The 19,873-nt window shown below is 72.3% G+C and carries 20 protein-coding genes; 9 read left to right on the top strand and 11 right to left on the bottom strand.

Annotation, left to right across the window (positions count from 1 at the left end):
• Nucleotides 1-9 precede the first annotated feature (9 nt).
• Together C2865_RS30845 and C2865_RS30840 are read right to left on the bottom strand one after the other, a co-directional pair.
• On the bottom strand, nucleotides 10-657 hold the full coding sequence (locus tag C2865_RS30845; RefSeq protein WP_106402128.1) for a response regulator: 648 nt from the start codon (nucleotides 655-657) through the stop codon (nucleotides 10-12).
• A 5-nt stretch (nucleotides 658-662) separates the two neighbouring features.
• On the bottom strand, nucleotides 663-1,835 hold the full coding sequence (locus C2865_RS30840; protein WP_106402127.1) for a sensor histidine kinase: 1,173 nt from the start codon (nucleotides 1,833-1,835) through the stop codon (nucleotides 663-665).
• Between the two features lie 264 nt (nucleotides 1,836-2,099).
• On the opposite strand from C2865_RS30840, the gene C2865_RS30835 reads away from it, so the two are divergent.
• Nucleotides 2,100-2,612 carry a signal peptidase II gene (locus C2865_RS30835; RefSeq protein WP_198653723.1) on the top strand — a complete coding sequence of 171 codons (513 nt, stop codon included), beginning with the start codon at nucleotides 2,100-2,102 and terminating at the stop codon, nucleotides 2,610-2,612.
• 82 nt (nucleotides 2,613-2,694) lie between these two features.
• Here C2865_RS30835 and C2865_RS30830 read toward each other — a convergent pair whose 3' ends face one another.
• Entirely contained in the window at nucleotides 2,695-3,633 is a 939-nt protein-coding gene (locus C2865_RS30830) for a DMT family transporter (protein WP_106402125.1), read from the bottom strand.
• Between the two features lie 103 nt (nucleotides 3,634-3,736).
• Between C2865_RS30830 and C2865_RS30825 the strand changes: the two genes are divergently transcribed.
• Nucleotides 3,737-4,429 (top strand): TetR/AcrR family transcriptional regulator, encoded by a 693-nt coding sequence (locus C2865_RS30825; protein WP_232835893.1) that lies wholly within the window; start codon nucleotides 3,737-3,739, stop codon nucleotides 4,427-4,429.
• Nucleotides 4,430-4,513: 84 nt separating this feature from the next.
• Here C2865_RS30825 and C2865_RS30820 read toward each other — a convergent pair whose 3' ends face one another.
• From C2865_RS30820 to C2865_RS30810, 3 genes are read right to left on the bottom strand one after another with little or no spacing between them, the layout of a single operon-like run.
• Nucleotides 4,514-5,668, bottom strand: a complete 1,155-nt coding sequence (locus tag C2865_RS30820; RefSeq protein ID WP_106402123.1) for an acetyl-CoA C-acetyltransferase — start codon at nucleotides 5,666-5,668, stop codon at nucleotides 4,514-4,516.
• A gap of 10 nt (nucleotides 5,669-5,678) precedes the next feature.
• Nucleotides 5,679-6,314, bottom strand: coding sequence for a TetR/AcrR family transcriptional regulator (locus C2865_RS30815; protein ID WP_106402122.1), 636 nt, complete (start codon nucleotides 6,312-6,314; stop codon nucleotides 5,679-5,681).
• Nucleotides 6,315-6,323: 9 nt separating this feature from the next.
• Complete coding sequence (locus tag C2865_RS30810) at nucleotides 6,324-7,499, bottom strand: acyl-CoA dehydrogenase family protein (protein WP_106402121.1); 1,176 nt, start codon at nucleotides 7,497-7,499, stop codon at nucleotides 6,324-6,326.
• 132 nt (nucleotides 7,500-7,631) lie between these two features.
• On the opposite strand from C2865_RS30810, the gene C2865_RS30805 reads away from it, so the two are divergent.
• The 4 genes from C2865_RS30805 (at nucleotide 7,632) to C2865_RS30790 (ending at nucleotide 12,398) form a co-directional block, all read left to right on the top strand.
• Entirely contained in the window at nucleotides 7,632-9,110 is a 1,479-nt protein-coding gene (locus C2865_RS30805; protein WP_106402120.1) for a FadD3 family acyl-CoA ligase, read from the top strand.
• 31 nt (nucleotides 9,111-9,141) lie between these two features.
• Nucleotides 9,142-10,161: an acyl-CoA dehydrogenase family protein gene (locus C2865_RS30800; RefSeq protein ID WP_106402119.1), complete on the top strand. Its 1,020-nt coding sequence runs from the start codon at nucleotides 9,142-9,144 to the stop codon at nucleotides 10,159-10,161.
• Nucleotides 10,162-10,275: 114 nt separating this feature from the next.
• Nucleotides 10,276-11,709: an adenylosuccinate lyase gene (gene purB / locus C2865_RS30795; protein WP_106402118.1), complete on the top strand. Its 1,434-nt coding sequence runs from the start codon at nucleotides 10,276-10,278 to the stop codon at nucleotides 11,707-11,709.
• Between the two features lie 116 nt (nucleotides 11,710-11,825).
• Entirely contained in the window at nucleotides 11,826-12,398 is a 573-nt protein-coding gene (locus C2865_RS30790) for a TetR/AcrR family transcriptional regulator (RefSeq protein WP_106402117.1), read from the top strand.
• 18 nt (nucleotides 12,399-12,416) lie between these two features.
• Here the strand turns inward: C2865_RS30790 and C2865_RS30785 are convergent, their stop codons facing one another.
• The 4 genes from C2865_RS30785 to C2865_RS30770 form a co-directional block, all read right to left on the bottom strand.
• On the bottom strand, nucleotides 12,417-13,307 hold the full coding sequence (locus tag C2865_RS30785; protein WP_106402116.1) for a TauD/TfdA dioxygenase family protein: 891 nt from the start codon (nucleotides 13,305-13,307) through the stop codon (nucleotides 12,417-12,419).
• A gap of 115 nt (nucleotides 13,308-13,422) precedes the next feature.
• A complete protein-coding gene (locus C2865_RS30780; RefSeq protein ID WP_106402115.1) occupies nucleotides 13,423-14,064 on the bottom strand; it encodes a hypothetical protein in 642 nt (213 codons plus the stop codon).
• Nucleotides 14,061-14,588 (bottom strand): SigE family RNA polymerase sigma factor, encoded by a 528-nt coding sequence (locus tag C2865_RS30775; protein ID WP_157963961.1) that lies wholly within the window; start codon nucleotides 14,586-14,588, stop codon nucleotides 14,061-14,063. The genes C2865_RS30780 and C2865_RS30775 overlap by 4 nt, the downstream gene beginning before the upstream one ends.
• A gap of 105 nt (nucleotides 14,589-14,693) precedes the next feature.
• Nucleotides 14,694-15,668, bottom strand: a complete 975-nt coding sequence (locus C2865_RS30770) for a peptidoglycan-binding domain-containing protein (RefSeq protein WP_106402113.1) — start codon at nucleotides 15,666-15,668, stop codon at nucleotides 14,694-14,696.
• Nucleotides 15,669-15,823: 155 nt separating this feature from the next.
• Here C2865_RS30770 and C2865_RS30765 point away from each other — a divergent pair, with 155 nt between their 5' ends.
• Together C2865_RS30765 and C2865_RS30760 are read left to right on the top strand one after the other, a co-directional pair.
• Nucleotides 15,824-16,498: an ATP-binding cassette domain-containing protein gene (locus C2865_RS30765; RefSeq protein ID WP_106402112.1), complete on the top strand. Its 675-nt coding sequence runs from the start codon at nucleotides 15,824-15,826 to the stop codon at nucleotides 16,496-16,498.
• A complete protein-coding gene (locus C2865_RS30760) occupies nucleotides 16,491-18,065 on the top strand; it encodes a DUF6297 family protein (RefSeq protein ID WP_106402111.1) in 1,575 nt (524 codons plus the stop codon). Before C2865_RS30765 ends, C2865_RS30760 begins: the two co-directional genes overlap by 8 nt.
• On the opposite strand, the gene C2865_RS30755 is transcribed toward C2865_RS30760, so the two are convergent.
• Nucleotides 18,043-18,738: a dihydrofolate reductase family protein gene (locus C2865_RS30755; RefSeq protein ID WP_106402110.1), complete on the bottom strand. Its 696-nt coding sequence runs from the start codon at nucleotides 18,736-18,738 to the stop codon at nucleotides 18,043-18,045. The genes C2865_RS30760 and C2865_RS30755 overlap by 23 nt on opposite strands.
• A gap of 42 nt (nucleotides 18,739-18,780) precedes the next feature.
• Here C2865_RS30755 and C2865_RS30750 point away from each other — a divergent pair, with 42 nt between their 5' ends.
• Nucleotides 18,781-19,833, top strand: a complete 1,053-nt coding sequence (locus tag C2865_RS30750) for an ATP-dependent DNA ligase (protein ID WP_106402109.1) — start codon at nucleotides 18,781-18,783, stop codon at nucleotides 19,831-19,833.
• The last annotated feature ends 40 nt before the right edge of the window (nucleotides 19,834-19,873 follow it).

The following is a 19,873-nucleotide window of genomic DNA, read 5'->3' as shown; positions in this document are numbered from 1 at the left end:
GGCGGCGGGTCAGGCGGCGCGGGCGTCTCGGACGAGCAGCGCCGCCTGGACGCGGTTGGCGCAGCCGAGTTTGGCGAGGATGCGGCTGACGTAGGTCTTGATGCTGGTCTCGCTCATGTGCAGGCGGCGGCCGATCTCGGCGTTGGACAGGCCTTCGCCCACGAGGGCGACGACCTCCGACTCCCGCGCGTTCAACTCCGACAGGCGTTGGCGTGCCTCCAGCCGCCGCCCCGCCAGGGGCGGGTCGACCATTCCGAGGACGAGCCGGGTCACCGCCGGGGAGAGGTAGGCCTCCCCGGCGTGTGCCGCGCGGACCGCGCGGATCAGTTCGTCGGGGGTGCAGTTCTTGAGCAGGAACCCCGCCGCGCCGTCCTGCAGGGCGCGGAGCACGTTCGCCTCCTGGCCGAAGGCCGTCAGCACCACCGCGCGCGTGTCCAGCGCGTGCCGCCGCAACTCGGCCAGCGCGTCCAGCCCGTCCGCTCCCGGCATGTTGATGTCCAGCAGGACGACGTCGACGCGGTGTGCGAGCGCCTTCTCCACCGCCGCCCCGCCGTCGCCGACCTCGGCGACGACCAGGATGTCCGGCGCGGACTCCAGCACCGTCCGGATGCCCGCGGTGATGAGGGGCTCGTCGTCGGCGACGAGGACTCGGATCATGAGGGTCATCCTCCCGGTGTGCCTGCGGGTCCGGCCACCACCATGATGGCCGCCGCGGTGAGCACGAGCGCGGCTATCCACAGGCGGTCTTCCCCGGCGGACGGCACCGGCTCCGCCGTCTCCTCGGCGGTTTCGGTCGTCGGCAGCATGGCGACGAGCCGGAACTCCCCTTCCGAGGACGTGGTGTGGAAGGCCCCGCCGGCGAGCCCCACCCGTTCGTCCAGCCCGGCCAGGCCGTGTCCGGCGCGGCCTGGCCGGTGGCCTTCCGGCAGCGGATTGCGGACGCTCACCAGGAACGCGTCGCCCTCGCCCTGCAGCGAGACCGCGACGGGCTGACCCGGCGCGTGCTTGGCGGCGTTGGTCAGTCCCTCTTCCACCACCCGGTACGCGGCGTGCTCGGCGACCGGCCCCAACGCGAACGTGGTTCCTTCACGCAGCACCGTCACCGGCGTGCCCGCGGTGCGGAACTCCTCCACCAGATCGTCGATCCCGTCGAGGGAGCGGGTCTGGGGTTCTCCGCTCTCGCGCAGCGTGCCGACCAGTTCGTGCAGTTCGTCCAGCGCCCGGCGGGCGGTTCCGGCGAGTGCCAGCACCGCCTCGCGCTGCGGTGGCGGCAGGCGCGCCACCTCGAGCGCGGCCGCCTGGATGGACAGCAGGCTGAGCCGGTGCCCCAGGGAATCGTGGACGTCCCGGGCGATCCGCAGCCGCTCGTGCAGCCGTTCCTGGTCGGCCACCAGAGCCTGCTCCCGCCGCAACTGCCTCTGGTGCGCGTCGCGCGCCGCCCGCAGGCTCCGGCGCTGCACGAGGAAGCGGCCGAGCACCGCCGGCAGCGCCACGAAGATCACATACCTGCCCACCAGGCCGGGCGCAACGGACAGGAACAGCTGCCCGCCCAGACAGGCGGCCGCCGTCCCGACGGCGACGGCGGCGCCCGTCCGTGACACGACCCGCTGCCCCGCCCGGTACCCCGTCAGCATGAGCAGCGCGTTCCCCTCACCGGACAACGCGAGCACCAGCGCCGCCGACAGCGCGGTCGCGGGCCACCGCTCCGCCGACACCGCCACCACGGCGACGGCCGCCACCTGCACGACCGCCCACGGATGCGGACCGCCCGCCCCGGCGAACAGCATCACCGCGTCAGCGGCCGCGACCACGAGCGCGACGACGACCGACCTCATGTCCGGCAGGCCAGATCAAAACCGCATATGACCGCCATGGTCACGACTGTATCCACCGCCCGAGGAACCGGACGGAGAAGCGCACACCGATCGACTTTCGCCGCCCGACCTGCCACTTTCGCCGGCGAACCCACGGCCCATGGCACTTCCCCTCGGCGAAGCCCGCAGGCCAGACTGGTGCCGGTAGATTCGGTGCGAGAAGCCGTGGAATCGTGGGGGTCGGGAATGTCGGGCGAACAGCGCGCGCCGGAGGCGGGACGAGGCATGCGGCGGTACGGGTGGATGCTCGCGCTGGCCGCGGCGGTCCTCCTCGTGGACCAGGCCTCCAAGTACTGGGCGGTCTCGGCGCTGTCGGACGGCGAGCGCATCCCGGTGATCCCGGAGCTGATCCAGCTGCGGCTCACCTACAACGCCGGCGCCGCGTTCTCGATCGGCTCGGGCATGACGTGGATCTTCACCCTGACGGCGGCCGCCACGGTCGCCGCCATCCTCTTCATGGGAAGGCGGCTGCGCACCGCCTCCTGGACCGTCGTCCTGGGCGCCCTGCTGGGCGGCGCCACCACCCACCTGCTCGACCGCCTCTTCCGCGAGCCGGGCTTCGCCCAGGGCCACGTCGTGGACTTCATCGACTACGGCCCCTTCGTCGGCAACATCGCCGACATCGTCCTCTTCGCGAGCTGCGCCCTGCTCCTCCTCCTCAACCTCCGCGGCATTCCCTTCGAGGAGGAGGCCGACCAGGAATCCGCCTCCGAACCGGCGCGGACGAGCGCGGAGTAGCCGCGCCCCGCGTCGGCCCGCACGCGGCGGGCCGACGGCTTCCGGGGCCCGCCGCCGCGCCCGGGGAGGGCGGGCCGGTGCGTCAGGTGAGCTGGACGGTCAGGGAGCCGGCGAGCAGCAGGGCGAGGCCGAGCAGGCGCGGGGCGGTCAGGGCGCGCCGGGGCAGTCGGAACAACCCGCGATGGTCGATCAGGGCCGAGGTGAGCTGCTGGCCGGTGACGGTGAGGGCCACGGTCACCGCCGCCCCGATCTCGGGGATGAGCAGGAAGGTCCCGGTGACGTACGCGGCCGCGCAGGCGCCGCCCAGCCAGCCCCACCAGGGCATCTCGCGCAGCGGGGCCAGCCGGGGCCGCGGGGTGCGGCGCGCGGCGCGGAGCGCCAGCAGCACGACGGCGATCGTGAAGGTGGCGACCGTGAAGCTGACCACGGCGGCGGCGATCGGCTCGTCCAGCTCCTCGCTCAGGCGGGCGTTGACCGCTCCCTGCACCGGCAGCACCGCCCCGGCGGCCAGGCCCAGGGCGAGCCATCCGGCGCGGGCCGGCCGGGAGGACTCGACCGTGCCGGGGGCGCCGGCGCTCCGCTGCCCCCTGATGATGACGACGATGCCGCCCAGGACGCCCGCGGCGCCCAGGACCAGACCGGGGCCCGGCACCCGCTCCGCGAGCCCGAACAGGCCGAACAGGTCGAGGGCGAGCGAGGCGGACATCTGACCTGCGACGAAGAGCCCGACGGACGCGAGGGCCCCCAGGCGCGGGAAGAGCAGGATGCCGCTGGTGATGTAGAGCGGGCTGGCCAGGCCGCCCAGCAGGTACCAGACGGGCACGTCCGGCAGCCGCCCCAGCGCGCCGAGAGCGCCGGCCGCCAGGGCCAGGACCGCCAGCAGGCCGGTGGCCAGGCCCAGTTGCAGGGTCGAGGCGCCGTAGGGGGTGCCGACGGCGCCGTTCAGCCGGAGGTTGGCCGCGGCCTGGACGGCCAGCAGGCAGCCGATCAGGAGCGCCGCGCCCAGCAGCACGGTGTGCATGAGGACTCCAGGGGAGTTGAAGTGGACATCGCGTCCGCTTAACATACATACGAAAGACTCATACGGACAATGTGTCCACTTAATAGAGGGCTAAGGTCAACCCGTGAACACCAGCGACGACCACCCCGGCCGGGCGCGGTCGGCCGGACGATCTTCGGGAAGAGCCGTCCACCGGATCGAGGGCATGCCGGAAGAGCAGCGGAACACCGCGGGCCGTCCCGCCCCGCCGAAGGAGCGCGCGGACGCGGCGCGCAACCGCGCCCGGATCCTGGAGGCCGCCGAGCGGCTCTTCGCCGAGCGGGATCCGCGCACCGTCACCATGGACCAGGTCGCCAAGGCCGCCGGGATCGGGCGGGCGACCCTCTACCGCCGCTTCCCCGACCCCGCCTCGATCGCCGTCGCCCTCCTGGACGAGCACGAGCGCCGCCTGCAGGAGCAGCTGATCCAAGGTCCTCCGCCGCTCGGACCCGGGGCCCCGCCCGCCGAACGCCTCAGCGCCTTCTACCTGGCCTCGATCGACCTGCTCGAACGGCATCTGCCACTGGCCCTGGGCGCCGAAACCGGCTCCGCCCGCCACGCCACCGGCGCCTACGGGTTCTGGCGGGTCCACGTCCGCTCCCTGCTGGCCGACGCCCGGGTGGACGACCCCGACGCGCTCATCGACATCATCCTCGGCCCTCTCGCGCCGGAGCTGTACCACTTCCAGCGCCACGAGCTCGGGCTGCCCGCCGAACGCATCGCCAGGAGCCTCAGCCTGCTCGCCCGCAGGCTCCTCGATCCGGGCCGCCCCGCCTGACCGCGCTCCGGACGGCCGAGCCGTCCGGGAAGAGCAAGAGGAGGCGGCCCCCGCGCCGGGGCCGCCTCCTCAAGATGGTGAGCGTCAGAGGCGCTCGAGGATGGTGACGTTGGCCTGGCCGCCGCCCTCGCACATGGTCTGGAGGCCGTAGCGGCCGCCGGTGCGCTCGAGCTCGTGCAGGAGGGTGGTCATGAGGCGGGCGCCGGTGGCGCCGAGGGGGTGGCCGAGGGCGATGGCGCCGCCGTTGGGGTTGGTCTTGGCGGGGTCGTAGCCGGTGTCCTTCAGCCAGGCCAGCACCACCGGGGCGAACGCCTCGTTGATCTCGACGGAGTCGATCTGGTCCATGGTCATGCCGGTCTTCTTCATCGCGTACGCGGTGGCCGGGATGGGGGCACTCAGCATGCGGATGGGGTCCTCGCCGCGGGCGCTGATGTGGTGGATGCGGGCGCGCGGGGTGAGGCCGTGGGTGCGGACGGCCTCCTCGGAGGCGATCAGCAGGGCGGCGGAGCCGTCGGAGATCTGGGAGGAGACCGCGGCGGTCAGGCGGCCGCCCTCGACCAGGGTCTTCAGGCCCCGCATCTTCTCCAGGGTGGTGTCGCGGCGGGGGCACTCGTCCTGGGTGAGGCCCTCGACCTCGATGGTCTCGCGGGAGAAGTAGCCGTTGTCGATGGCGTGGATGGCGCGCTGGTGGGAGTTGTAGGAGAACTCCTCCATCGCCTCGCGGGAGATGTCCCACTGAGCGGCGATCATCTCGGCGCCGTTGAACTGGGAGACCTCGCCGTCGCCGTAGCGGGCGACCCAGCCCTTGGAGCCGACGAACGGGCCCTGGGTGAAGCCGAGGGGCTCGCCCGCGAGCATCGCGTAGGAGATCGGGATCTGCGACATGTTCTGCACGCCGCCCGCGACCACGAGGTCGGACGTGCCGGACAGCACGGCTTGGGCGGCGAAGTGCACGGCCTGCTGGGACGAGCCGCACTGGCGGTCGACGGTCACGCCCGGGACCTCCTCGGGCAGGCCGGCGGCCAGCCACGCGGTGCGGGCGATGTCGCCGGCCTGCGGGCCGACGTTGTCGACGCAGCCGAACACGACGTCCTCGACCGCGGACGGGTCCACGCCGGTGCGCTCCATCAGCGCCTTGAGCGCGTACGCGCCGAGGTCGGCCGGGTGCACGCCCGACAGGGAGCCGCCGCGGCGGCCCACGGGGGTACGGACGGCGTCGACGATGTAGGCCTCTGCCATGGGGTGCTCCTTACGACGAACGGTGGGGTGAGGTCGCCTGCAGTCCTTCGAGGACCATGGCGAGGTACTGGCGGGCGATCTCCTCGGCGTCGAACTTCCCGTCCGGGCGGTACCAGGTGGCCGCCACCCAGACGGTGTCGCGGATGAAGCGGTAGATCAGCCCGGTGTTGAGGTCGGCCCGGAAGGCGCCTTCGGCCACGCCCTGCGCCAGGACGCCCTTCCAGGTCCTCTCGAAGCGCTCCTGGGAGGCGGTCAGGTACTGGAAGCGCTCGGACTGCGCCAGGTAGCGGGACTCGTTCTGGTAGATGACGACGGCGGCGCGGTGGTTCTCGATGCTGCGGAACGAGGAGTGCACCAGCGCCCGCAGGGTCTGCGGGGCGTCCAGCCCGGCGGCGAGGACCGTCTCGTAGTCGGTCCACATCTCGTCCAGGAACGTCGAGAGGATCTCGTCGACCATCGACTCCTTGGAGTCGAAGTGGTAGTAGAGGCTGCCGCCGAGGATCCCGGCGGCCTCCGCGGCCTCCCGGACGGTGGTGGCGGCGTAGCCGCGGTCGGCGAAGACCCCGGCGATCGCGGAGAGCAGCTCGGCCCTCCGCGTCGCCCGGGTCGCCGCGGTGCCCTCGGCGTCGCGCCGTCGTGCGCACATGGATCCGCCTTACGGACGTGCTTCGCGCGGGAGGCCCAGCACCCGTTCGGAGATGATGTTGCGCTGGATCTCGTTCGAACCGGCGTAGATGGTGTCGGAACGGGTGAACAGGAACAGCCGCTGCCAGTCGTCGAGGTCGTAGGGCTCGCCCTGGGCGATCATCCCCGCGGCGCCGAGCACCTCCATGGCGATCTCGCCGAGGTCGCGGTGCCAGGTGCCCCAGACCAGCTTGGAGATGGACGACTCGGGGCCGGGGGCGCCGGCCGCGACGCCCTCCATGATGCGGACGGCGTTGAGGCGCATCGCCTCGAGCTCGATGTAGGAGCGGGTGAGCCGGTCGCGCAGCAGCGGGTCGTCGATGGCGCCGGTCTTGCGGGCCAGCTCGGCGACGCCCTCGAACTCGCGGCGGAAGCCGACCTGCTGGCCGAGGGTGGCGACGCCCCGCTCGAAGCCGAGGGTGGCCATCGCGATCTTCCAGCCCTCGCCGGGCGCGCCGACGATGTTGGCGGCGTCGGTCACCGCGTCGTCGAAGAAGACCTCGTTGAACTCGCTGGTGCCGGTGATCTGGATGATCGGGCGGATCTCCACGCCGTCCTGCTTCATCGGGACCAGCAGGTACGACAGCCCGTGGTGGCGCGACGAGCCGGGCTCGCTGCGGCAGACCACGAAGCACCAGTCGGACTCCAGCGCCAGCGACGTCCAGACCTTCTGGCCGGAGACCTTCCAGACGTCGCCGTCCAGGACGGCGCGGGTCTGCACGTTGGCCAGGTCGGAGCCGGCGTTGGGCTCGGAGTAGCCCTGGCACCACAGCTCGGTGGCGGCGACGATCGGCGGCAGGAAGCGCTTCTTCTGCTCCTCGGTGCCGAAGGCGATGATCGTCGGGCCGAGGAGGTTCTCGCCGATGTGGTTGACGCGCGCGGGCGCGTCGGCCAGCGCGTACTCCTCGTGGAAGATGACCTGCTGCTCCACGGTGGCGCCGCGGCCGCCGTGCTCGACGGGCCAGCCGACGCACGTCCAGCCGTGGGCGGCCATGTGGCGCTCCCACTCGGCCCTGATCTCGAAGGCCTCGTGTTCGCGTCCGGGACCGCCCAGGCCCTTGGCGTGTGCGAACTCGCCGTTCAGGTGCTCGGCGAGCCAGGCGCGCACTTCGGCGCGGAAGGCCTTGTCCTCGGGGCTCTCTTTCATACCGGGGACTCTACCAAACAGTTGTTAGAATATCCGGGCGGCACTCCCTCTCAGTGAGATCGGGCCGCGGCCCTTCGCACCCCAACGGCAGGATGAAGTCCCCCATTCCGTCCCTGAAGGAGAGAAGACCGGATGGCTCCGAACACGCTCCCGGCACTCGTCGAGTACGCCGCCACCACCTTCGGCGACCGCGAGGCTCTCGTGGAGGGCGAGGTCCGCTGGACTTTCACCGACCTGGCCACCGAGATCCGGCGCGCCGCCCACGCCGCGGTCGAGCGCGGCATCCGGCCGGGCGACCGGGTGGGAATCTGGGCGCCCAACAGCAGGCACTGGATCGTCCAGGCACTGGGCCTGTCCATGGCCGGCGCACAGCTCGTCCCGCTCAACACCCGCTACCGGGGGCCGGAGGCCGCCGACATCCTGCGCCGCAGCGGCGCCGCGGCGCTCTACACGGTCAAGGGCTTCCTCGGCGTCGACTACCCCGCGCTGCTGGAGGGCGAGGACCTGCCCGGCCTCCGGCAGATCGTGATGATCGACGACTACTCCGTGTCCTGCTCCGCCGCGGCGCGGCCGCTGCCGGAGGTCTCCCCCGAGGACGTCTCCGACATCATCTTCACCTCGGGCACCACCGGGCGGCCCAAGGGCGTGCTCACCTGCCACGGCCAGAACATCCGCGTCTGCAGCGAGTGGGCGAAGAACGTCAACCTGGAGCCGGGCGACCGCTACCTCCTGATCAACCCGTTCTTCCACACCTTCGGCTACAAGGCGGGCATCATCGTCTGCCTGCTGAGCGGCACCACGATGTTCCCCGAGCCGGTCTTCGACATGAACCGGGCCATCGATGTGATCATCTCCCAGCGCATCACCGTCCTGGCCGGGCCGCCGACCATCTTCTTCTCGCTGCTGGAACTGCCCGACCGCCCCGACCACGCCGTCCGCGTCGGCGTCACCGGCGCCGCGAACGTCCCCGTCGACCTGATCCGCCGGATGCGGGACGAGCTGAAGATCCCCACCGTGGTCACCGCGTACGGGCAGACCGAGGCGTGCGGCTTCATCTCGATGTGCCCGCCCGGCACCGACGCCGAGACCGTCGCCACCACCACCGGGCCCGCCTTCCCCGGCACCGAGATCCGCATCGCCGAGAACGGCGAGATCCTGGTGCGCGGCTACAACGTCATGCGGGGCTACCTCGACGACCCGCAGGCCACCGCCGAGACCATCGACGCCGACGGCTGGCTGCACACCGGCGACGTCGGCGTCCTGGACGAGCGCGGCTACCTCACCATCACCGACCGGCTCAAGGACATGTTCCTCGTCGGCGGCTTCAACGCCTACCCGGCCGAGATCGAGGGCGTGCTCGTCACCCACCCGGCCATCGTGGAGGCCGCGGTCATCGGCGTGCCCGACGAGCGGCTCGGCGAGGTCGGCGCGGCCTTCCTCACCACCCGCGGCCCCGTCGACGACGCCGAGCTCACCGCCTGGCTGCGCGAGCGCCTGGCCAACTTCAAGGTGCCCCGCCACTTCCACATCGTGGACTCCCTGCCGCGCAACCCCGGCGGCAAGGTCGTCAAGCCCGAGCTCCGCGCCATGGAGGCGCGGATGCGTTCCTGAAACAGCCAAAGATCCCGACGGAGGACGTCCCATGAACACTGACGAGCAGGAAGAACTGCGCGCGACGGTTCGTTCGGCTCTACAGCGAGACGACGCCGCCGCCATCCTGGCCGAGCAGCTCGGCGCTTTCGGCCTCGCCATCCCCGAGGAGCACGGCGGCATCGGCTGCACCCTGGCCGACACCCAGATCCTCTGCGAGGAGCTGGGCCGCGCCGCCTCGCCGGTGCCGTACCTGAGCTCGGCCGTCCTGGTGCCGCAGGCGCTGCTGGCCGCCGGCGCCCACGACCGGCTGCCCGCGCTCGCCGAGGGCGCCTCGAAGGGCGCGCTGGCCTGGGCCGAGGGCAACACCTGGGATCCGGCGGCGATCCGCGCCGAGGTCCGCGACGGCAGGCTGTACGGGGTCAAGGAGTTCGTGCTGGACGGCGCGGAGGCCGACTTCCTCGTCGTCCCCGCCCTGCTGGACGGCTCCCTCGCGATCTTCGAGGTGGCCGACGTCTCCGCCGCGGCCGTCGAGCCCCTGGTCCCGATGGACCAGACCCGCGCCCAGGCGCGCGTGACCTTCGACGGCACCCCCGCCACCCTGCTCAGCACCGACGGCGAGGCCGTCCTGGAGCGCCTGCTGGCGGTGGCGGCGGTCGCGCTGAGCGGCGAGCAGCTCGGCGGCGCCGAGCGCTGCCTGGAGCTGACCCTGGAGTACGTCAAGACCCGCGAGCAGTTCGGCCGGGTCATCGGCTCCTTCCAGGCGATCAAGCACCGCCTGGCCGACATGTACGTCCTGGTGGAGTCGTCCCGCTCCCTCAGCCGCGACGCCGCCCGCGCCCTGGCCGAGGACGCGCCCGACCTCGCCGAGCGCGCCGCCATGGCCCGGTCCTACTGCGCCGAGGCCTTCCAGACGTGCGCGGCCGAGACCATCCAGCTGCACGGCGGCATCGGCTTCACCTGGGAGCACGACGCGCACCTGTACTTCAAGCGCGCCCACAGCTCCGCCCAGCTGTTCGGCACCCCCGCCTGGCACCGCGCCCGCCTGGCCCGCAAGGTCCTGGCGGCCTGAGCAGCCCGGGGGCCGGCCCCCAGGCCCCCGCACGGGCGACAGCCGGTCCCCGCTGCGGTCGTCCGTCGCCCCGGTCTCCGGCGGGGCTGAGCTGGCGGGATAGGATCGGGGAACGTGACTGTCAAGCCTCGTATCCCCAATGTCCTCGCCGGCCGGTACGCCTCGCCGGAGCTCGCCGTCCTGTGGTCGCCCGAGCAGAAGGTGGTGCTGGAGCGGCGGCTGTGGCTGGCCGTGCTGCGCGCCCAGGCCGCCCTCGGAATCGAGGTGCCCGAAGCGGCGCTCGCCGACTACGAGCGGGTGCTGGAGGACGTGGACCTCTACTCCATCGCCGAGCGGGAGAAGGTCACCCGGCACGACGTGAAGGCGCGGATCGAGGAGTTCAACGCGCTGGCCGGGCACGAGCACGTGCACAAGGGGATGACCTCCCGCGACCTGACGGAGAACGTCGAGCAGCTGCAGATCCGCCTCAGCCTGGAGCACGTGCGGGACCGGCTCGTGGCGGTGCTGGCGCGGCTGGCCTCGCTGGCCTCGCAGTACTCCGAGCTCGTCATCGCGGGGCGCTCGCACAACGTCGCGGCTCAGGCCACCACGCTGGGCAAGCGCTTCGCGGGCGCGGCCGACGAGATCCTCGTGGCGTTCGCCCGGATCGAGGAGCTCATCGCGCGGTACCCGCTGCGCGGCATCAAGGGCCCCGTCGGCACCTCCCAGGACATGCTGGACCTGCTCGGCGGGGACTCCGCCAAGCTCGCCGACCTGGAGCAGCGGGTCAGCGAGCACCTGGGCTTCGGCTCCGGCTTCACCAGCGTCGGCCAGGTCTACCCGCGCTCCCTCGACTACGACGTGGTCTCGGCGCTGGTGCAGGCCGCGGCGGGCCCTTCGTCGCTGGCCAGGACGATCCGGCTGATGGCCGGGCACGAGCTGGTCACCGAGGGCTTCAAGGAGGGGCAGGTCGGCTCCTCGGCGATGCCGCACAAGATGAACACCCGCTCCTGCGAGCGCGTCAACGGCTTCATGGTGATCCTGCGCGGCTACGCCTCGATGACGGCGGAGCTGGCGGGCGACCAGTGGAACGAGGGCGACGTCTCCTGCTCGGTGGTGCGCCGGGTCGCGCTGCCCGACGCGTTCTTCGCCGCGGACGGGCTGATCGAGACGTTCCTGACCGTCCTGGAGGAGTTCGGCGCGTTCCCCGCCGTCGTCTCCCGCGAGCTCGACCGCTACCTGCCGTTCCTGGCCACCACCAAGATGCTCATGGCCGCGGTGAAGGCCGGGGTCGGCCGCGAGGAGGCGCACGAGGTCATCAAGGAGCACGCGGTGGCCTCGGCGCTGGCGATGCGCGAGCAGGGCGCCGCCGAGAACCGGCTGCTGGACCGGCTCGCCGCCGACGAGCGGCTGCCGCTGGACCGCGCCGCGCTCGACGCCCTGATGGCCGACCGGCTGTCCTTCACGGGCGCCGCCGCGGCCCAGGTGTCAGCGGTCGTCTCCCGGGTGGACGATCTGATCAAGCGGTATCCGGAGGCCGCCGCCTACACTCCGGGCGCGATCCTGTAATCGCGGTTCCGGTTCACCGGTCTCCCCACTTCGCCTACGGATTCTGTCAGGATATGGGGATGGATTCCGGACCAAGGCTACGGCGTTCCTACGGCGGTGCGAGCGCGGAGGTACGGGTGGCCGAGCGCCGTGCCCGCCTCATGGAGGCCGGTCTCGAACTGCTGGGGACCGCCGGGCTGCACGGCACCACGGTCCGGGGGGTGATCGAGCAGGCGCGGCTCACCCCCCGGTACTTCTACGAGAGCTTCACCGACCTCGACGCCCTCATCGCCGAGGTCTACGACGCGGTCGTCGCCGAGCTGCGGGACGCCTCGGTCGCCGCCCTGCTGGACGCGCCCAAGGACACCCGGGCCCGGGTCCGCGCGGTGATCACCACCATCGTCGACCACTTCGGCGACGACCCGCGCAAGGGCAGGCTGGTGCTGGCCGAGGCGATGTCCAGCCCCGCCCTGATGCGGCGCAGGCTCGACACCTCGCACATGTTCACCGACCTGATGTCGGGCCGCGCCGCGGGCCACGAGGCCTCGCCCGAGCTGGTGCTCGCCGCGCGGTTCATCGTCGGCGGCTTCGCCGAGGCCCTCACCGCATGGCTCCAGGGCGATCTGGAGACCACCCGCGAGGCCCTCGTCGACGGCTGCACCACGCTGTTCATGGCCAACCTGGCCACGGCCCGGACGACCCACCCCTGACCGTCCGGGCCGCGCCCGTCAGGCGGCGGGCGTGTAGTGGGCGGCCCGGTCGCCCTCGATGATGCGGCTCTCGCGCCCGTCGACGCCGACCGGGACGTCGCCCGCGACGGTCACCCGGCGCAGGTGGCGCGGCAGGTCGCCGTAGTCGTCGGGCGCGTAGTGCTGGGTGATGCGGTTGTCGAAGACGACGAGGTCGCCCGGCTGCCACTGGACCCGGAAGATGTTCTCCGGCCGGGTCACGTAGTGCTGCAGCAGTTCCAGGACCGCCCGCGACTCCCGGGTGGACAGTCCCACGATGGACTGCGCGAAGCCCCCGATGAACAGCCCGCGCTCCCCCGTCTCCGGATGGACCCGCACGACCGGGTGGGCCGTCCGGTAGGTCGTGGAGGTGAACACCTTGCGGTGCTCCTGCCTCTGCTCGTTGTCGAACTGCGGCTGGACGTAGTCGTAGTCGTTGGTGTGCACGGCCCACAGCCGGTCGGCGAGCTCCCGCAGCGGGCCGGGCAGGTCGGTGTAGGCCGTGGCCGAGTTGGCGATGAGGGTGTTGCCGCCGTAGGGGGGCACGACGACGCCGCGCAGGGTGCTGGCCTTGGGCGGCGTGTGCACGAACGTGACGTCGGTGTGCCAGTTGTTGGCGCGGATGCCCTCGTCGCCGTCGACCTTGAGGATGCGCGGCTGGTCCTCGGCGGACGGGACGGTGGGGTGGGCGCCGGTCAGCGGGCCGAATCGCGCGGCGAACGCCAGCTGACCGGCGTCGTCGAGGTGCTGTCCGCGGAACACCAGCGCCTTGTGCTCCAGGAGCGCGGCGTTCAGTTCCGCGAACAGCGGGTCGGAGATCTCGCGGACGTCGAGGCCCACCACCTCGGCGCCGAGCCGGCCGCCGGCCTTGCGGATGTCGAAGTCGGTCAAGGGGGACTCCTCTCGAGCGGGTGTGCCCCTTCATACGACCATCCGGCCGGTTAGAAGTCAATAATTCCTACAGACTAAGTAGGAATCTATCGACGCGTGAAATGGATCCTGCTGATCATCGGACTCTCACCCCCTCCGCGATCCGAACCGCCTCCTCGCGGCTCATCTGCCGCCCCCTCACCAGGATCACCAGTCCCGGCTCGGGCTGGAAGACCACGTTCTGATGCCCGCCGGTGCTCCACGCCCTGGCCTCACCGCGGGAGACCGGCACCGGCTCCCGCCCTCCCGGGGCCCGCGGCGCGTAGTGCTCCACCGCCGCGCCCTCCAGCGTGACGTCCCCGCTGATCACCCGGATCCAGACGTAGCTCTGCGGGCCCTCCCGGAGATAGGCCACGGTCCATACGGAGCGCCCGTCCTCGACGCCTCCGGGGGCGTCCACCCTCGTGGAGTGCCCGGTCCCCGGCGGAAGCACCGTGACGGTCACCCTGCCCTCGAGCGCCCGGGGCCGCAGCGCCGCGGTCGCCTCCGGGGCGGGGTCGGGGCCCGCCAGGAACTGGAGCGAGACCGGCGCCGCCACCACCGCCGCCGCCGTGGTCAGCACCGCCATGCCGACGGCGATCGGAAACCGCTTCGGACGCCGCCTCCTCCCCGTGCTCACGATGATCCGCTCGGCGAAGTCGGCCGGAAGCCGCACCTCCCGGACCTCGTGCTCCACGCACGCCTCGATCATGGACACCAGACGGTCATCGGCGTTCACGACGCCCTCCCTGCGGGTGCGACGGCGAAGGCCTCGCTCAGCTCGAGCGAGGCCCGCAGCGTCTTCATGGCCCGGTGCGCCTGGCTCTTGACCGTGCCGACGGAGACGCCCATGAGGTCGGCGGTCTCGGCCTCGCTGAGCCCCTCCCAGTACCGGAGCACCACCACGGTGCGCTGCCCCGGGGACAGGTCGCGGAGCGACCTGCGCACCGCGTCCCTGGTCACGTATTCGTCGAACGGCAGGCAGACGCCCTCGTCCTCGGCTCCCAGCCGTTCGAGCACCGCGATCCTGCGGTTGTCGCCGCGCCAGCCGTCCTTGGCCGCGTTGACGATCGACCTGCGCACGTACCATTCCGGATCGCCTCGGTGGGAGATCTTCGTCCAGCGGGAGTAGGTCCGCTCCAGGACCGCCTGCAGGAGGTCCTCGGCATGGTGGCGATCACCGGTGAGCGCGGTGGCGAACCGGAGCAGCCCGGGTCCGCGTTCCCGCACGAACCTCGTGAAATCGGCCTCGGCCTCGTCCACGCGCGCTCCCTCCCACCTGTCGACACCCACTACACGATCGCGGCGTCCGGAAGGTTGTCGGGAAACCCCTGGGACTCTGGGATCACAGGAGTTCCCCGGTTCCCCTCAGCACATGGTGGCGTTGGTGTAGTTCATCCGCTTCGAGCTGACGTGGTAGGCGTTGTTGGTGAGCCGGTGGAAGTAGGCGTTCTGCCACTCGCCCAGGTAGAAGACGCTGGTGCCTCCGCCGTCCAGGATGTAGTCGTCCGCCCTCTTACGCGTGTTCGCTCCCACGATGCCGTCGGAGGTGAGCCCCTTGTCGCTCTGCCAGTTCTTGGTGCCCGAAGTGGTGAGCGGGCCGAACGAGCAGTCCATGCTCCCCACGAGGAAGGCGTCGGCCTGCAGGATCCGCTGCCACATCCAGACGTAGTTGCTGTAGGAGTAGGCGCACCCGTTGCACAGGTTCGCCTCGTCCCCCAGGTCGTCGCCGGGGTCCCCCGCTCCGTCCACGAACAGGCTGCTGGTGGAGCGCTGCACCGGTTCGGGCCTGCGCTCGGCCGGCGGGGCGGACTCGATGGCGCGCCGCGCCTTGCGGGAGGGCTTGGTGGTGTCGGCCGGCAGCGCCTTGACCAGTTTGATCAGATCGCCCCGGCTGAGCGCGTCCCTGGAGGCGATCCGGTAGTTCACCCCGTCCCGCTCGCTCCAGGCGGCGACGGTCAGCCCGGAGACCCCGTCCTCGGCCGTGTTGTAGATCACGACGTTGCGGACGCCCGCACGGGCGCGCTGGACCTTCTTCTTCTGCACGGACCTGCCCACCGCGATCTCCCCGCTCACCGGGGGGACCGCGCCGACCGACCGCATCACGACGAGCGCCCTGCCCTGCGACCGGAACGTCGCGTGGTCCTCTTTGACGGCCTGGTCCTCGTCCAGCACGGACTTGCTCTGCAGTGCCTTCTCCTCGCTGGGTTCGAGGCCGGGATCGATCTTCTCGAGCGCCGCCTCGGCATTGTCCGCGAAGGGTGAGGCGGCGGCCCCCGCCGGAGAGCCCAGGGACAGGGCCAGCGTCAGGGATGCGGCCAGAGCGAAAGATGCCTTATGCACGGCAGTACTCCTTTACACACTGTGCGGAAGTGTCATAACGAAGATCCCATATGTGCCTTCCCCAAGATCAAGTCCTCCGCTCTGACCTGTGATGGCCAGTTGATCAAGGTTTGCGCCGCGCGGGAGGAATGTGTGGGTTCTGCGAGGATGTGCGGATGCGAGTTCTCCCAGTCGGAGGCGGTCCGGCAGTCGTGGAGTGCGACGGACTCACCCGCGTCTACGGGCCCGGCCAGGTCGTCGGGCCGGTGAGCCTGGCCCTCGCCCCGGGCGAAGGGATGGCGTTGACGGGGCCCAACGGGGCCGGGAAGTCGACCCTGCTGCGGCTCGTGCGCGGTGAGGAACGGGCGGACGAGGGGACCGTACGGATCCTGGGAGAGCCGCCTCGGCCGGCGGATCCGGGGTTCAGGCGGCGGGTGCTGGTGCTCGACGAGGTGAGCTACTTCCCCGATCTGAGCGTGCGGGAGCACCTGCTGCTGGTGGCGGTGGGGCACGGGCTGGGGCGTTCGGCCGAGGGCCGGGTGGCGGAGGTCCTGGAGACGTGCAGGCTCGGGGGGCACCGGGACCTGAGCCCGTACAAGCTGAGCAGCGGGTTGCGGCAGCTGATGGGGATCGCGGCGCTGCTGCTGCCGCCTGAGCCGGAGCTGTTCGTGCTGGACGAGCCCGAACGGCATCTGGACGGGACGGCTCGGGGCTGGCTCGGGGAGGTCCTCGGCGAGCGGAAGCGGGCGGGGACGGCCGTCCTGTTCGCCACGCACAGCCAGGAGCTGGCCCGGGCCGTGGCCGACCGGGTGGTGGAGATCGGCGGAGAGCTCGGAGCGGTACGTGACTGAGGCCGTCGCGGAACCGGCCGTCCGGGAGGTGCTGCGGCTGGTCCGGCGGGCCAGGCCCGCCCGAAACCGGGGAGACCTCGCCTACCAGGTGTACTTCGGGGTGCTGGCCGTCCTTCTCGTCGTTCCTCCGGTGGTGGTGGCGGTCCGGGACGCGCTGCGAAAGCCCGCGTCGCTGCCGGACCTTCCCGCGCAGGTGCTCGACGTGCTTCCCCTCGGGCTGGTCGCGATGGCGCTCATCGCGTTGTGGGCCGCGCTGCAGGACGCCGTCTGGCGCGGGCCGGTCCGGGTGAGCGTGGCCTTCATCGACTGGGTGCTGCCGCTCCCCCTCGCCCGGGAGGCGGTGCTGCGGCCGTTCCTGCTCCGTGCCGCGGGCCTCTCGGCCGTGCTCTGGGCCGCCGGCTGCCTGGTGCTCCCCCTGCTCCTGTGGCAGACCGTGCTCCCCATGCCCGACGAGGCGGGTCCGCTGCTCGTCCAGACCGTCGCCGCCGGGGCGCTGCTGGGGTTGTTCGGCTCCTTCGCCGGGACCCTCCTGGGCGACGGCAGGATCCTCGACGGGCTCCGGCCCTTCTTCCATCTCGCCCTCTTCCTGCTGGCGGGGCTGGCCGGACTCATCTGGACGGGTCGCGTCCCGGCGGACGCGGCGGAGCCCGTCCTGTGGTCGGGCCCCTGGGGATGGGCGGGGCTGCTGCTCCTCGACCGGCACCGGCTGCCCGCCCTGGCCCTGCTCGCGGCCCTCGCCCTGGCCGCCGCGGTGGCCGGGACCAGACGGCTGCCCTCGCTCGATCCGCACGGGCTGCGTTCCGGCGCGCAGCTCGCGTCGGGGGTGCGCGCCGGGCTGTGGCTCACCGAAGGCGGCTGGTTCCGCGCCTCGCTCGACAATGCCAGGCGGGCGGACTTCTCCCCCCGTACGGCGCTCCGGCCGCCCCGGAACCCGCGGCTGCTCGTGCCCTGGCGTGACCTGCTGAGCATCCTGCGGGACGGAGCAGCCCTCGTCCGGGCCTTCCTCCTGCTCGGGGCGGCCCTGCTGTGCATCCGGGCGGAGCCGGGAGCGCTGCCTCTCTCCCTGCGGGTGCTGATCGACGTCGCCGGTCCGCTCTGCATGTACCTGGCGGTCGGCGGCCTCCTGGGCGGGGCGCGCGCCTCCGCCTCCTCGCCGGACCGGGCCCGCTACTTCCTCCACTCCCCCGGCGGCCTGGCCCTCGCGCACGGCGTCACCCCGCTGCTCGTCGCGGCCGTGCCGGCGCTGGCCTGGGGCGGGGCCCTCACGCTGCTCGGCGGCCCGGACCCGGGGGTGCTCTGGGCGCTGGCCTGCCTGCCCGCCTCCGCCGCCGCGGCGCTCGCCGGCACCTACCGGGGCACGATGCCCCTTCAGGTCATGTCCGGTTTCGAGACCCCGTTCGGCAACAGCGCGCTCCTGCAGATGGGCCTCTGGCACGCCTCCGGCTTCCTGGGGCTGCTCGCCGTCACCTGGCCGGGGAACGTCCCGTGGCTCCTGGCGGGCACCGCGGCGCTCGGCTGGTGGGCGCGGCACCGCGGGAGCCGGATCATGGGCGCGGACGGCCCGTGAGGTACCGCAGGAAGAGCACGTCCTCGTCGGCGTAGACGGCGTCGAGCGCCAGATCGCGGCGCGCCAGGTCGCCGACCATGCGGGTGTGGTGCCGCGTCCCGATCAGGGTGGGCGCGATGTTGACGCAGAGCTCGTCGACGAGGCCGTCCGCCAGCAGGGACGTGGCCAGCGCGGGCCCTCCCTCGCACAGGAGGTGCTGGAAGCCGTGCTCGCCCTGGAGCCGGTGGAGCGCCAGCGGCAGGTCCACGTCGCCCTCGCCCGCCGAGACGACGCGCACGTGCGCGGGCGGCCTGGCGTCGTCGGACGTCACCAGGATCGGCCGGCCCTCGGTGAACAGCGGCGCGGAGAAGTCCAGGTCGAGGGAGCGGCTGACCACGATGAGGGGGGCGGGCGGGCGGCCCCGCCGGGCGGCCAGCTCCGCGGGGAGCCGGACCGGGCCGAGCCGGCCGGTCCGCACGGTGCCCGCGCCGACCATGATCCCGTCGGCCAGCGCCCGCAGGGTGCGAAAGACCCGCTGGTCGGCCCTGCCGCCCAGCCGGTCGGACCAGCGTTCCTCGTCGGTGACCGAACCGTCGAGGCTCGCCACCATGCCCACCCGCAGCCAGGGGCCGCTCACCCCGTACTCCTCGTACGGGTCCACCTCCGCTGCGGGCTCTGGCAGGAGACGCCTCATTTCCCCAGGTTATCGCGGCCCTCCCGCGGTCATCATCAGAGCATGGACCTGCCGCTGCGACCGCCGGTCGCGCCGATGCTGGCCAGGGCCGTGTCGGCCCTGCCCGAAGGGGATTTCTGCTACGAGCCCAAGTACGACGGGTTCCGGTGCGTGGTCTTCCGCGACGGCGAGGAGGTGGAGCTGTCCAGCCGCGGCGAGCGGCCGCTCACCCGGTACTTCCCCGAGCTGGTGGAGGCCTTCCGCCGGGAGCTGCCCGAGCGGTGCGTCGTCGACGGCGAGGTGGTCGTCCGCCTGGGCGGCAGGCTGGACTTCGAGGCGCTCGCCCAGCGCGTGCATCCCGCCGCGTCCCGGATCGCGCTCCTGGCCCGGCGGACCCCCGCCTCCTACGTGGCCTTCGACCTGCTGGCCCTGGACGGCGAATCCCTCCTGGAGCTGCCCTTCACCGAGCGGCGGGCGCGGCTGGCGCGGGCGCTGGGCCGGTCCCGCCCCCCGGTGCACCTGACCTCGATCACCGCGTCCCGGGACGAGGCCCTGCGCTGGTTCGACCGGTTCGAGGGGGCGGGCCTGGACGGGGTGGTCGCCAAGCCGGCGGACGCCCCCTACACGCCCGGCAGGCGCACGATGTTCAAGGTCAAGCACGAGCGGACCGCCGACTGCGTGGTGGCCGGGTACCGGTGGCACAAGAGCGGCCCGGTCGTCGGCTCGCTGCTGCTGGGGTTGTGGGACGAGAACGGGCTGCAGTTCGTGGGGGTGGCGGCGGCGTTCCCGATGGAGCGGCGCAGGGCGCTGGTGGAGCTGCTGGCGCCCTACCGGATGCCGGGGCTCGCCGGGCACCCCTGGGCGTCCTGGGCCACCCAGGGCGAGGAGGAGCGCATGCCGGGGGCGGTCTCCCGCTGGACCGGCAAGAAGGACCTCTCCTGGGTCCCGCTGCGCCCCGAACTGGTCTGCGAGGTCGCCTACGACCACCTGGAGGGGCGGCGCTTCCGGCACAACGTGCGGTTCCGGCGCTGGCGGACCGACCGCACCCCCGAGTCCTGCGGGTACGCCCAGCTGGAACGCCCGGCCGGCTACGACCTCGACCGGATCCTCATCTGAACCCGGCCCGGGAAAAGGGCGTCTCCTCAGGCATAGCACC

Origin of the sequence: Actinocorallia populi, assembly GCF_002995495.1 — a bacterium.
In the GTDB taxonomy this organism is placed as follows: Bacteria; Actinomycetota; Actinomycetes; order Streptosporangiales; family Streptosporangiaceae; genus Actinocorallia; species Actinocorallia populi.
This window is presented reverse-complemented; position numbering and strand designations above follow the sequence as displayed.

Coding starts and splice junctions, on each gene's coding strand:
- C2865_RS30815 (WP_106402122.1), bottom strand. CDS start 6,314: ATGTGCGCACGACGGCGCGACGCCGAGGGCACCGCGGCGACCCGGGCG.
- C2865_RS30810 (WP_106402121.1), bottom strand. CDS start 7,499: ATGAAAGAGAGCCCCGAGGACAAGGCCTTCCGCGCCGAAGTGCGCGCC.
- C2865_RS30750 (WP_106402109.1), top strand. CDS start 18,781: ATGGACCTGCCGCTGCGACCGCCGGTCGCGCCGATGCTGGCCAGGGCC.
- C2865_RS30835 (WP_198653723.1), top strand. CDS start 2,100: ATGCGGCGGTACGGGTGGATGCTCGCGCTGGCCGCGGCGGTCCTCCTC.
- C2865_RS30840 (WP_106402127.1), bottom strand. CDS start 1,835: ATGAGGTCGGTCGTCGTCGCGCTCGTGGTCGCGGCCGCTGACGCGGTG.
- C2865_RS30755 (WP_106402110.1), bottom strand. CDS start 18,738: ATGAGGCGTCTCCTGCCAGAGCCCGCAGCGGAGGTGGACCCGTACGAG.
- C2865_RS30830 (WP_106402125.1), bottom strand. CDS start 3,633: ATGCACACCGTGCTGCTGGGCGCGGCGCTCCTGATCGGCTGCCTGCTG.
- C2865_RS30800 (WP_106402119.1), top strand. CDS start 9,142: ATGAACACTGACGAGCAGGAAGAACTGCGCGCGACGGTTCGTTCGGCT.
- C2865_RS30765 (WP_106402112.1), top strand. CDS start 15,824: ATGCGAGTTCTCCCAGTCGGAGGCGGTCCGGCAGTCGTGGAGTGCGAC.
- C2865_RS30845 (WP_106402128.1), bottom strand. CDS start 657: ATGATCCGAGTCCTCGTCGCCGACGACGAGCCCCTCATCACCGCGGGC.
- C2865_RS30805 (WP_106402120.1), top strand. CDS start 7,632: ATGGCTCCGAACACGCTCCCGGCACTCGTCGAGTACGCCGCCACCACC.
- C2865_RS30820 (WP_106402123.1), bottom strand. CDS start 5,668: ATGGCAGAGGCCTACATCGTCGACGCCGTCCGTACCCCCGTGGGCCGC.